At 62.7% G+C, this 14,639-nt stretch carries 1 protein-coding gene (running past one end of the window); it reads left to right on the top strand.

What is annotated here, in order from left to right:
• A protein-coding gene (locus B9Z31_RS01170) for an autotransporter-associated beta strand repeat-containing protein (protein ID WP_100117735.1) crosses the window boundary here: on the top strand, positions 1-14,639 show its 3' portion. The gene continues 10,741 nt to the left of window position 1, outside the view; only the last 14,639 of its 25,380 coding nucleotides appear in the window; the start codon falls outside the window, past its left edge; its stop codon occupies positions 14,637-14,639.

Genomic DNA, 14,639 nt, shown 5'->3' with positions numbered 1-14,639 from the left:
GCGGCTACAGCAACCACGTGGGCGGTGTGGCCGGTTACGCCTACGGCACAGGTTGGTTTGACTTCAGCGCTTCGCGCGGTGTGGGTTATGTGTCGCCCGGCACCATGATCGACGTGTCCAGCACGGCCGCCAGCGTGACGGGCGGCAACCAGTTCATCGGGGGGGTCTTTGGTTACGCCAATGCAGGGCCCGGTGCGGCCAATTGGTCGTCCACCGCCAATGTGACAGGGGGCTCCTACTATGTGGGGGGCGTGGCGGGTAAAACCGATGCGTCGGACCTGAGCAATGTGCACTCCACAGCGAGCACGGTGACGCAAACAGGCGGCCATTACGCAGGGGGTCTGATCGGCTATTTGAGCGTCACCAGCCTGAACAACGCTTCTGCGATTGCCAATGTGCAAGGCGGCGGCAGTTATGCGGGTGGCTTGATCGGCCATGCCTTTGGTGCCATCAGCAACGTGTCCGCCACTGGCCATCTCACCGCTCCCAACCATGATTTGGGTGGCCTCATTGGCCGCGCTTCGGCCGGTTCTGTCACAGGCGCTTTTGCCACAGGCCATGTCAACGGCAGCAACACCGGTGGCAGTGACCGCGTCGGCGGTCTGATTGGTTATGCCGACACCAGTTCGGTCAGCGATGCCTATGCCACAGGGAATGTGATGGGCACGGTCAACGTGGGTGGTTTGATTGGCCGCGCCGACCGCGATGTGTCCAATACCCGGGCCAGCGGCAACGTCACGGCCACCGCCAATGACGCGGGCGGGCTGATCGGTTGGTTCAACGGTGGTTACACCGTGAAGGATTCGAGCGCCTACAAGGCCAACGCCACGCCCACGGTATCCGGTGTGGGGTATGTGGGCGGGTTGATCGGCTTGGTCGACGATGTCAATGCCAAGGTCCTGGGTTCTTATTCCAACTATGCCGTGACCGGCAGCAAAGACTGGGTGGGGGGCTTGGTTGGTCACTTGGACGGCACCATTGCCAGCAGCACCACAGCCCAACCGACGGCACGGGGCAGTTTGCATGCCTATGCACTGGGCGCTGTGGATGGCCGCTACGATGTGGGTGGCCTGGTCGGTCGCTTGGCCAGCAGCGGCGTGATTGAAAACGCCTACTCCAGCGGCAACGTCAGTGGCGACATGAATGTGGGCGGTTTGCTGGGCTTTTTGACGCCCGGTGCCTCAATCACCAATGCCCACTTCAATATGGGCGCTGTGACGGTCTCGGGTTTCACCAGTGCCAGTCCGACCACGCGCGTGGCACTGACAGAAACGAACGGTCTGCTGACAGCAGGGGGGCTGTATGGCGCGCAATACGCCGAGTGGTTCAATGCGGGCGCATTGAACGGTTTGGCGGTTTCTGCGGCCAAGAATGCCAGCCACTATTTCGGCGCAGATGACGTGGGCGATGGCACTGGGTTTTACAGCTTGGACAGCATCACCGACCTGCGCAATTACCTGGGCTTTTCAGACCAAACCGGTTTGAAGTTCAAGTTGGTGGGCGACATCGACTTGACGGGTTCTGCCGGATTCCACATCCCCTATGTGTCGGGCACCTTGAACACCAACGGGGTCACGGTCACCCATTTGGCACTCGACCAACTCAATGCCAACCTGGGCTTTTTGGGCTACACCCGCAGTGCCAGCCAAGCCAACACCACCGGTTTGACCGTGAGCGGCGCGGTGGTGGGCACCAGCAATTTGGGTTTGGCGGTGGGCTCGAGTTGGCAGCGTGGTTTGTCCACCGTGAGCACCTCGGGCAGCGTCACCGGCACCGATCTCAAGTATTTTGAGGCCTTCAACCAAGACACGCGTGGTGAAAACAATGCCAGCTACGTGGGCCACAGCCAAGTCGGCGGGGTCTTGGGTTACGCCTGGGGCAGCAGCGGGACGCTGTTGAGCCTGTCGGGTGTTCAATCGTCAGCCACCGTGACCGGCGTGAGCTCGGTGGGGGGTGTGGCGGGCCGGCTCGATTACGCGGCGGTGAGCAACACCACCTCGTCTGGCGTGGTCACCAGTGTGGCCACGGCAGACGTCACATCGCCGCAACGCACGGGTGGGGTGGTGGGTTACATGGAGCAATCCGAATCCACCATCCAAAACAGCAGCCACACGGTTGGGCTGGTCAAGGGCTATCAATGGGTGGGGGGGCTGGTCGGCCATTCGCAAGGCATGGTGGGCGCGGCTGTGGTGAACAACACGCCCACATACAACACCTTTGTGACCAGCAACGTCGAAGGCCGGGGCGAGCGCGTGGGCGGCGTGGTCGGCTATTTGCAGCACAGGGATTTGCAAAATGCCCAGATGAGCGGCACCGTCACCGGCTGGACCGTCAACGGTGCGCCCGAATTCGCAGGCAATTACACCGGTGGACTGGCGGGTCTGGTGGAGCAAGGCACCAGTGATTCCCGTTACACAGGAAGCTTGGTGATGGGTTCGCACCAAACCGGTGGCGCCATCGGTCAAGCAGGCCGGGTGCTGCGCGTGACCACCACCGGCGAGGTTCAATCGAACTCCAGCTATGTCGGCGGGGTGGCGGGTTATGTGGGAACGATCACCTATTCCTCATCGAGTGCGAATGTCCGGGGCAACAGCGACAGCGTAGGCGGTTTGGCCGGTCGCGTCCAAGGGGGGTGGATCAATGACAACTTCGCCACGGGCGAGGTCACTGGTTTGAACGGCGGTTTCTCTGGCACCTACACCGGCGGCTTGATTGGTTACACCAACCAGCCGATTTGGCGCTCTTACGCCACCGGCAATGTCAAAGGCGGGCACCAGACCGGTGGCCTGATCGGCCGCATTGACCAAAATGTGTACGACTCCTATGCCACCGGCAATGTCACCAGCAACAGCTCCTGGGTGGGTGGCTTGGTGGGCTTTGCCAATGCCGTTGAAAACTCGCGTGCCACAGGCCTTGTGGAGGGCAGCGCTGACACCGTGGGGGGCTTGGCGGGACACACCTACCAATCCATCAACAGCTGGGCCTCAGGCAATGTCAAAGGCGGTGATTCAACGGGCGGACTCATTGGCTACGGTGGCAATTGGACCATCAACACCAGCTACGCCACAGGCCATGTGGTCGGCACCAGCCGCGTGGGCGGCTTGATTGGTAACTACGGGGGGGGCACGCTGACGACATCGTATGCCACCGGTACGGTGACGGGTACGAGTGAACGTGTGGGCGGCCTGTTTGGAGAAACGAGGGGCGGGACGATCACGGCGTCGTACGCTACCGGCGCCGTCACGGCATCCACCAACCCCTTTGTTGGCGGCTTTGTTGGTTACAACAACAGCCATATTTCTGGAAGTTACACCACCAGCACCGTGAGCTCCTTGGGCGAGTACGTGGGCGGTTTTGTGGGCTTGAATGCGGGTGGCACGATTGCATCGGCCTCCACCACGGGCAGTGTTTACAGCTCGACCTATGGCAACTACGTCGGTGGCTTTGTGGGCCGCAACGATGCGACCATCAACAATTCCACAGCGGTGATCACCACCGTCAACCCCATCACCGGTGTCGGTGTGAAGGGCCGGGCTTTGGTGGGTGGCTTTGCCGGTTGGAGCAATGGCGGCTCCATCAGCAATTCGTTCTCTCAGGCCAGTGTGGTGGGCACGCAAGACACCGTGGGCGGCTTTGTCGGGCAGATGAGCAACAGCACTTTGTCGCTCAACCGCGCAGAAGGCAGCGTGCATGGTGTGAACCGGGTGGGCGGCTTTGCCGGTTACATGAATGCGGGCGCCATCAACACCTCGTACACCAACAGCACGGTGGTGGAAACCAGTGCAAGCAACTCCTCCGGTGTGGGTGGCTTTGTGGGCAACATGGACAACGGCAGCATCACTTCGTCGCGTGCAGCCGGCTCGGTGTTGGGCTATGGCAGTGTGGGCGGCTTTGTCGGTTACATGAACAACGCCGGCACCATTGGCCAGTCTTACACCACCGGTTCGGTCACGCAGGTGAGCACTTCCAGCCTGGGCAGCGCATCGGGCGTGGGCGGCTTTGCTGGCTATTTGGGTGGCAATTACACAGGGTCCATCAGCGATTTTTATGCGATGGGCGCGGTGGCTGGTACACAAAATGTGGGTGGCTTGATCGGCTACGCCGAGCGCGGTACGCTGACCAACGGGTTTGCCACCGGCATGGTGGTGGGCCATGCGGTCAGCGCGCCGTCGCCGTTTTACAGCGGTGCGGTTTTCGGCAGGTTCAACAACGGTTATGTGTCAGGCACCAGCGGCCCTTTGCGGTTGCAGCCCACCAACTTGTATTGGGACAACACCACCTCCAATTTGTTGCTTGACGGCACCGGCGGCGGCAGCACCGCCTTGTCTACCGTCGCTTTCAAAGGCGCATTGCCCAGCGGCTTTGACAACACCAAATGGGCGACCAGTGCGGGCCTGTACCCTTACCTGAGTGTGTTCTACCCCACCCAGCCGCGCGCGATCGAGGGCGTGGCGACCCACAGCGACGGTTCGGTGGCGCAACGCGGCCAGGTGGCGCAGTACACCAACGGCACGCTGCTCAATGGCGGCACCGCTTCGACGGGGGTCAATGGCTACTATTACAGCGTGGTGGGGTCGAACACCTTGTTCGTCGATTCGTCGATTCCTGAGGTGATCAGCGGCATCACGCTTTTGACAGGCGGTGGTGGCTACACATCGGACCCCACGGTGACGATTTCAGGCGGAGGCGGCAGCGGCGCCACGGCCACGGTGACGCGCACCAACCCGGTGGTGGGCCAGCCGAGCGCCAACATCATTTATGGCATCACGCTTGGAGACCCAGGATCGGGCTACACGCAGGCGCCCACCGTCACCCTCCAGGGTGGCGGCTATGGCCCTCACATCACGGCCGCCACCTTCAAGGTCGCGCTGAGCCCGCCCACCTTTGTAGGGGCCAGCAACGCGCCCAAGACCAAGCTGGCGACCACCCTGACGCTCAACGGAGGCAGCAATGTGGCGGGCATGGTCTACACCGACTTGCTCGCGCCCGATGCGAACATCAACCTGACTGGCACGGTGAAGCAGGGTCTGACGCAGCTGAACACTGGCGCTTCCAGCATGAGCGCGCTCAACACCGACATGGACGCCACCATTGGCGCGACGACCCGCGCAGGTTTCTCGACCAGTCTGCCCACTGTTTCGTCGCTGCAACTGAACGCCCGGGCTCCCAGTTTCAACCTCAACACGCCACTCACCTATGCCGACAACGGGGTGAGCAACGCGGGCCTGATCACCGTCACCGGCACCCAGGTGACGCTGTCTGACGGTCAGGTGACCAGCAGCAAGACGCAGGACTACAACGCGGCCTTGACTCTGGCCGCCAACGCCACATTGACCGGCACCACGGTCACCACCTCGTCCACCCTGACCGGCGCAGGCTACAGCCTGATGGTGGCGGCCAATGCCACCAGCGGCAGCGGCAACCTGACAACTGGCGGCAACAGCACCGGCATGTCCAGCTTGTCGGTGGCCCGCAACACCGTGCTCGGCGGCAACGTGGCCACCAGCGGCCACCAGACTTATGGCGGCACGGTGGTGCTCAACACCAACACCAGTATGACGGCGACGGACGCCGATGCGATCGTCAGCGTGTCAGGTGCCCTCAACAGCAACACCACTTTGACGCCGCGCGTGCTGGTGATCCATGCCGGTGGTGCCAGCAGCAACGTGGTGCTGGGTGGCGCAGTGGGTGGCGCAGCGCCCTTGACCAGCATGGCGGTGACGGCCAGCGACATTGACCTCCATGCCGGGCTCGTCACCACCACCACCAGCCAGACCTACACCGGCCCGGTGACGCTGGGTGCCAACACCACGCTGGCTGGCGAAAACATCTTCTTGGGCAGCACGGTCAAGTCCAGTGGTGGCAATCGGAGTTTGAGCATCAACGACAGCGGCGCCACCACCTTCATGGGTGCTGTGGGTGGCACCGGTTGGGTGGGCGCCGAAGGCGACCGACTGGCCGTTGTGACGACCGATGCACCGGGCACGACCGTCATCAACGGCGGCAGCATCAACACCACTGGCGCGCAGACCTTCGATGACGCCGTGACCTTGGGTGCGAACACCACGCTGACGGGTGTCAACGTCACGCTGGGCAGTACGGTGGTCTCCAGCGGCAGCAACCGCAGCTTGGCGGTCAAGGACAGCGGCACCACCACCGTGCGCGCTGCGATCGGCGGCACGTCCGGCCTTGCTGTTGAAAAACTCATCAGCCTGACCACCGACGCTGGCGGCAGCACCGCTTTGAACGGTGCCACGGTCTTGACCAGCGGCACGCAGACCTATGGCGATGCTGTCACGCTGGGCGCAGACACCACACTCACCGGTACAACGGTCACCACCCTGGGCACGGTCACAGGCCATGCCAAAAGCCTGAGCATTGCAGGCCATGCGGTATTTGGCGATGCAGCGGCGGACACGGTCACGGGCTTGAGCAGTTTGCAAGTCAGTGGCAGCACGGCGATCCAGGCCAGTGACATCACCAGCAGCGGCTCGCAGACCTACACCGGCACGGTGACGCTGGGGGCCGACACCACGCTGGCGGCCAGCGGTACGGCCGCGGTCATCACCCTGGCTTCGACCGTCGACAGCGCAACGAGTAAGCCGCGCGCTTTGGTGATCAATGCCAGTGGCATCAGCAGCAACGTGGTTCTTGGTGCTGTGGTGGGTGGCGCCGCGCCCTTGAGCAGCCTGTCTGTGACGGCCAGCGACATTGACCTGAATGGCGGCGCTGTCAGCACGACGGCGAACCAGACTTACACTGGCCCCGTGACGCTGGGTGCCGACACCAACCTGGCGGCCAGTGGTGCGGCCGCGGTCATCACCATGGCTTCGACCGTCAACAGCGCACCGGCCACCACGCGGGCACTGACCCTCACCGCCGGCGGTGAGGGTGGCAATGTGGTGCTGGCCAACACAGTGGGTGCGACCGACGCCTTGCGCACGCTGGCGGTCACTGCCAGCGACATTGATCTCAATGGCACTGCAGTCACCACCGCATTGGGCCAGACCTACACCGGCCCGGTCACCTTGGGCGCTGACACCACACTCACGGGTGCGGGCATCACCTTGGTCAGCACGGTCAAGTCCAGCGGCGGCAACCGCAGCCTGACCCTCAACGACAGCGCCACCACCACCTTGGGCGCGGCACTCGGCAGTGCAACTGTGGCTGACCAGCTCAGCAGCATCACCACCGATGCGCTCGGCACCACCGCGATCAACGGCGGCAGCATCACCACCACGGGCGCGCAGACCTTCAACGATGCGCTGACCTTGGGTGCACCCACCACGCTGACCGGCAGCACCATCAGCACCCTGGACACGGTCACAGGCCACACCAACGCGTTGACCTTCACCGGCAATGCTGTTCTGGGCGATGGCCCCAGCGACACCCTGAGCGGGCTGGGCGCGCTGTCGGTCAGCGGCACCAGCTTGATTCGCACCACCCACATCACCAGCAGCGGCTCGCAGACCTACACCGGCGCGGTGACGTTGGGTGCAGACACCACGCTGGCAGCCAGCGGCGCCGCTGCGCTCATCACCCTGGCTTCGACCGTCGACAGCGCAGCGGGCACGACGCGCGCGCTCATGATCGATGCCAGTGGCGACACCAGCCAGGTGGTTCTGGGCGCTGCAGTGGGTGGTACAGATCGCCTGAGTAGCCTGGCGGTGACGGCCAGCGCCATAGGCCTCCATGCCGGTGTCGTCAGAACTACCAACAGCCAGACCTACACCGGCCCCGTGACGCTGGGCGCCGACACCACCTTGGCTGGTGCGGACATCACCGTGACAAGCACCATCCAGTCCGATGGCATCAGCCACCGCAGGTTGACCCTCAACGACAGCGGTGACACCACCTTGGGTGGCGCCTTGGGCGGCACCGGCGCGACCGGCACAGACGGCGACCGACTGGCCGATGTGACAAGCGATGCGGCAGGCACAACGGCGATCAATGGTGGCAGTGTGCGCACCGTGGGCGCTCAAACCTATGCCGATGCAGTCACCTTGGGTGTGGGCACCACCCTGGCCGGCAGCACCATCACCACGCAGAGCACGGTAAATGGCAACAGCAATGCGCTGACCATCCATGCCAATGCCGTGCTTGGCGATGGCCCAAGCGATGCCCTGACGAATCTGAGCAGCTTGCGCATCAGCGGTACAACCATGCTCAATGCCAATGGGGTCAGCACCAGCGGCAGCCAAAGCTATGGCGGTGCACTGAGATTGAGCGCCGACAGCACATTGACCGGCACCACGGTCAGCACGCAGGGCACGCTTGCCGGTGGCGGCAAGGCCTTGGTGATTGCAGGCAATGCGGTCTTGGGTGACAGCAGTGACGACAGCATCACGGCCCTGAGCAGCCTGTCGGTCAGCGGAACCAGTGCCATCAACGCTGCTGTGCTCAGCAGCAGCGGTGGCCAGACCTATGCCGGGGCGGTGACCCTGGGCACTGACACGCAACTGACCGGCAGCACCATCACCCTCCAAAATGTGCTGGTGGGCGGTGGCAAGTCTTTGAGCCTCATGGGGGATGTGGTTTTGGGCAGCGGTGCCAGCCATACGGTGACCGGCCTGAACCATCTGAGCGTCAGTGGCACGACCCAGCTGAACACCGACACCGTGACGAGCGTGGGAACACAGACCTACGGCGATACGCTGAGCCTGAGCCAGGACACCACACTCACCGGCAGCACCATCACCACCCAAGCGGCGGTGCAGGTCAACAACAAGTCCCTGACGATCATCGGCAACGCTGTGCTGGGCTCGGGGGCCGCCGACACTTTGTTCGACTTGCGCCATCTGAACATCAGCGGCAGCACCACGCTCAACACCGACACGGTGACGAGCGCAGGCCTGCAAACCTTTGGGGGCACGCTGACTTTGACCCGCAACACCGTGTTGACGGCCACCACGGTGACGACCCAGGGCACAGTGGCTGGCGGCGGCAAGGCCTTGACGATTGCGGGCAACGCGGTACTGGGCAACAGCAGCGATGACCTGATCGGTGGTTTGAGCAGCCTGTCCGTGAGCGGCACCACCGCAATCCACACGGGCTCCATCATCACCAGCGCTGCTCAGACCTTTGCCGGCGCTGTGACACTGGGGACAGACACGCTGTTGAGCGGCAGCACCATCACCACCCAAAATGTGTTGGTGGGTGCCGGTCAATCGCTCGCCATCACCGGTGATGCGGTCCTGGGTACGGGCGCCACCGATACAGTGACCGGCCTGAACCATCTGAGCATCAGTGGAGCGACCACGCTCCATACCGGGACGGTCACGAGCACGGGCACACAAACCTATGGCGGCGCGCTCAACCTGAGCCGCGATACGGTGCTGACGGGCGCTGCGGTGGAGACGCAAGCTGCGCTGACCGGGACGGGCAGCAGTGCGTTGACCGTGGCCGGCAACGCTGTCTTGGGCAACAGCGGCAACGACACGGTCAGCGGCTTGACCCAACTGCAAGTCACCGGAACCAGCCAGATCAATACCGCTGCAGTGACGACCAGTGGCACGCAAACGTATGCCGGTGCGGTGACTTTGGGCACAGACAGCACGCTCACCGGCAGCACGGTTCAAACGGGCAACACCGTCACGGGCGCGGGCCAAAGTTGGACGCTGGACGCCCATGCGCAATTGGGAGGTGAGGTCACGGGTGTGCGCATTTTGACGATCACCGGTGACACGCGATTGGCTGGCCAAATCACCACCACGGGCAACCAGACCTACACCGGCACTTTGCGTTTGTTGAGTGATGCCACGTTGACCAGCACGGGAAGCACCGGGGTCATCACTTTGAGCGGTGACATTGACAGTGAGACCACGGCGCGCGCTTTGACGGTGAATGCCACAGGTGCGGCCAGTCGTGCCGTCATCGCCAGCAGCGTGGGCAACGCGCCGGGCTTGAGCGCTTTGTCCGTTCGTGCCGCCGACATCACTTTGAGCACCGCCAATGTGCAGACCAGCGGCGAGCAAAGCTACACCGGGGCCATCACTTTGGGCGCAGATACCGCCTTGACCGCCTCCAGGATCCGCATTGGCAGTGGCAGTGACATCACCGGGGCCGGAAAAAATCTGACGCTCACCGGCAACGCCAGCATGGGTGGGCAAATTTCCGGTGTGGCCAACCTGATTGTCACGGGCAACACCGAGCTGGGCGCGCAAATTTCGACAACGGCCCAGCAGCAATATGGTGGCACCTTGGCGCTTTACGCAGACACCCGCCTGAATGCCAGCAGCATCAGCATCGGGGGGGCCATCAACGCGGACACGGCAGGCGCGCAAGGCCTGAGTCTGGACACCGGCGCGGGTGCGCTGACTTTGTCTTACGCGGTGGGTGGATTGCGACCCTTGAAAGACTTGGCGGTCAAGGCCGGTCAGATCAACTTGCCCAATGGCCAAATCACCACCTTGGGTGCCCAGGTCTTTGATGGCCCTGTGGCCCTGACCAACAATGCAAGGCTCAGCGCTTCTGCGGTGCGCACCATGGGCACGGTCACGGGCAGTGGTGGGACACTGCAAATCGATGGCAGCGCCCAATGGGATGCCATGGTGTCGGGTTTGAGTACCGTCACGGTGAATGGTTCTGCCCAATTGGGTGCGAATGTGAGCACCACTGGTGATCAAACGTACACCGGCGCTGTGACGCTTGCCACAGACACGACATTGAGCGCTCGCACGGTGGTTTTGGGGGCCACACTCCAAGGCGCAGGCCACCGCTTGCGGGTGGATGGTTCTGGCGGGCTGGTGTCTGGCGGCGACCTTGCGGGTTTGAGCGCCTTGCAGGTGGACCACCATGCCACGTTGGGCGGGGGTGTTTCTTCCACGGGTTCCCAAAGCTTTGGCGGGTCTTTGTTGCTCGCCGGTGATGCGCAGTTGGTGGCCACGGGAGATGCCGCCACCATCCGTCTGGCCGGGCCGGTCAACAGCGCAGCTGGGCCCACAGCCCATTCGCTGGGGGTTCTTTTGACCGGTGCGGGCAGTCAGGCCATGGTGAGTTCGGCCATGGGTGCCAACGCCCCGCTGAGCGGTGTGAGCATGGTGGCCCCAGAGGTCCTTTTGAATGCAGGGTCCGTCCAAACCACGGGGGCTCAAAGCTACAGCGGACGGGTGACCTTGGGTCAAGCCACGGCCTTGACGGGCCAGTCGGTGGCGACCACTGCCGGGACTGTGATCCAAGGGGCAGGTCAAACTTTGCGCGTGACCGGTGATGCCGATCTGGCTGGGCAACTCAGCGCTTTGGCCAGCTTGGACGTCTCGGGCAACACGCGCTTGGCAGCCAACGTGAGCACCGCTGCAGGGCAAACCTATGGCGGTGCCGTCACCTTGTCCAACAACAGCACTTTGACCGATCTGGCCGATGTTCGTTTTATGGGTGCCGTCAACGCCGCGACCGCCTCTGGGGCATCACTCACAGTCCAGGCGGGCGCAAGCGTCACCTTCTCGGCTGATGTGGGGGCTGTTCAGCCCTTGGCAACGCTGGCCATCGATGCCGCTTCGGTCAACGCCCGCAGCGTTGCCGTCAGAGACCAACTGCGGGTGGCGGTGAGTGATGTGAGCGCCGCAAGTACCGTGAGTGGTGCTGTCAGTGGCGCTTCCAGCGGCTTGGTGAAAAGCGGTTTGGGTGTCTTGCGCTTGACGGGTGGGAATACCTACACAGGTGACACCCGCATTGACGCAGGTGCCATGGTCATGGCGGACGCCGCCACTTTGGGGCTGGGCCACTACAACGGTGCCATGGCCTTGGCATCCGCAAGCCGGTTCGAGTTCAGCTCGAGCGCGGCTCAAAACATGGCCGGTGTCATCAGTGGCACAGGGCAAGTCCAGCAACGGGGCGCAGGCGTGTTGAGCCTGAGCGGTGTCAACACCTACAGCGGCGGCACGCTGCTGGCCGCCGGTGTTCTGGAGGCCGCCAGTGTCGGTGCCCTGGGCCACACAGGCGATTTGGCGTTCAGTGGCGGCACGCTGCGCTACAGCACCGACAACCAGACCGATTACTCGGCCCGCCTGAGCCGCACGGCCAACGCCTACCGGGTCGACACGGCAGGGCAGGCGGTGACGTTTGCCACGGCCTTGGTGGGCAGCACGGCCAGCCTGGATAAGCTGGGGCAGGGCACGCTGACGCTGACCGGTTCAAACACCTATGCAGGCGACACGCGTGTGGATGCGGGTACGCTGGAGCTCGATGGCCAGGCCCAGTTGGGTGGTGGCCAATATGGCGGGGCCATCCGATTGGCCGACCGTGCTTCGCTGGCACTCAACTCTGCCCAGGCGCAAACCATCAGCGGAGTGATCAGTGGTGCGGGCGCCTTGCGCAAAGAAAAGGGCAACAGCACGGTGACCTTGACCGGTGACAACACCTACACGGGCGAGACCCAGATGGCCGTGGGTAAGTTGCAGGTGGGTCATGGCGGTGCCACGGGCAGCCTGAGCTCAGGGCCGGTGAGATTGGGTGAGGCCGTCGAGTTGGCCTTTCATAAATCCAGCGAAGTCAACATCGCCAATGGAACCATCACCGGGACGGGCCGAGTTGTTGCGCGAAGCGATCAGGGTGATGTGGTGATCGGCTCCCAAATGGCGTTGACAGGCATCCAGTCTTCGGTTCGGGTTGATGCGCCAGTCGGGGATGTCCGCCTCATGCCCGGTGCGCTCATTCAAGTTGCTGCCAGCTCGCCCTCTACCGAAGTCGGTGCCATCCACATGGTGGCCCAAAGCTTCACCAACAACGCGGGTCCATCTTCCTTGGTATTGACTTCGCCGCAGGCACGCTGGTTGATCCGTACCGAGTCGCCAGAGCTCGACACCAAAGGGGGCTTGAGCTACCAGTTCAAGCAGTACGGTGCGGGCACTGCCGCCACGCCTTTGCAAGACTCGGGCAACGGTTTCTTGTACCAAGTCACACCACTGGTCAATGTCACGCTGCAGGGCGTCACGCGGGTGTATGACAAAACCGACTTGGCGTCGCCTGTCGACACCAATTTCTCCTACGCCGGAACGCTGTTGGATGGTGATCAAATCGCCCGGCTCAAACCCATGAGCCATTTGCCAGGTTACGCTGCGCGCTACTCGGGTGTCAACGCGCTGGACCATGTGGTCACACTCAACAACGCCCAATTCGAGACCCTCGACGCCGCCGGTGCCAAGGTCTATGGGTACCTGTCCACGCAAGGACGCACCGTGGTGGGCACGGGCCACATCACCCCGTTCATGCTGAGCAATGTGTTTGCTGTCGTGCCTAAAACTTACGACGGTTCAACCACTGCTCATGTGGTGACTGCCCCTGGGTTAGGCCCCTTGTTCGCGGGGGATGTCGTGGGTGCCACTTATGTGAGCGCAGACTACAACAGCAAAGATGTGGTGAGTGCCCATCAAGTCACTGTTTTGGGCGGCGCCTTGGTGGGGCCTGATGCGCGCAACTACACCCTGCCCGCCATCACACGGATCCATGCAGGCATCACAACCAAAACGGTCAGTCTCTCTGCATCGAAAATTTACGACGGCACCAGCAATTTGACCGGCGCGGTGGACTTGCAAACTGGGGTGGGCAATGAAGTCTTGGGCTACACCGGTGCGGTGGCGAGTGATGCCCATGTCAGCACCTTGAACAAATATATCGCCGCCATCAACCTGACCGACGGCGCCTCGAGTTTGCAAAGCAATTACCGATTGCCAAATTTGGACAACCTCCATGCACCGGTGCAGGTGCTGGCCAGACCTGTTCGTGGCCAAGCGGCCATCGTGGGTGAGTTTGACAAGGTCTTCAACAACGACGTGGATGTGGATCCCAAGAAAGTCAGTCTGCTCGGACAGGTCAATGGTTCTGTTCCAGGCGATGCACTCGTTTTGGATTTTTCGCCTGTTGGTCTTTCTTATGCGTCAAAGCAAGTGGGTTCAACCCAAATCGAAACCCAGGGGCTGGCAGGCTTTGTTTTGCAGAGCTCGACCTTCCAAAGCGAGCGCAATGATTACGCCTTCACGCCACCAGTGATTGACAGCGTGGCTGCGCGCATCAACTCTGCCTTCACGGTGCCGCCTGTGGCGACATTGGTTCAGGTTCAGGCACCTCAAGTGGCTGCGCCTGTGTCGATGGCAATTCAGAGTGGTGGGGTGGCTGCAGCACCAGCGGCCTCGCCCAGCGCCGCGCCTGCTGCCTCACCCTCTTCGGCTGCGGCAAGCTCAGGTGCTGCAGGGGCTGCAAGCAGCTCAGGATCCACACCAGCAGCGGCCTCAAGCGGCACAGCGGGTGCTGAGGCCACGACGGGGTCTGGCGCTGCTTCAGGCGCTTCAGCTTCTGCTGGATCGACAGAGGCGGCAAGTTCTTCGGGCAGCGATGGCAAGTCGGCTGAGGCCAAATCGTCCTCCAGTGCTTCGGACAGCAAAGATGGCAAAGAGCCCCAGCTTGCCGAGCAGACGGGTCAGCCCAAAACAACCACCGCCAATGAGCCCAGCGTGCAGTTGCGCCAGCCCGGTGAAGGCGTTGTTGAAATCAAAACCGAGTCATCCCCTCCGGTCGAAATTCGGACCCTTCAGAATGTCGTGTTGGACGGCGCAGATGGGGTGAACAGGCAGGTGACGCCGCTTGTTCCGCAGACCAATCAGCCAGCCCCAGCCCCTGTGCGCGTGCAGATCCAGCCAAATTGA

The sequence above is a fragment of the Limnohabitans sp. G3-2 genome (assembly GCF_002778275.1).
In the GTDB taxonomy this organism is placed as follows: Bacteria; Pseudomonadota; Gammaproteobacteria; order Burkholderiales; family Burkholderiaceae_C; genus Limnohabitans_A.
Note: the sequence above shows the minus strand (reverse complement) of the source record. Positions and strands in the feature narration are given on the sequence as shown.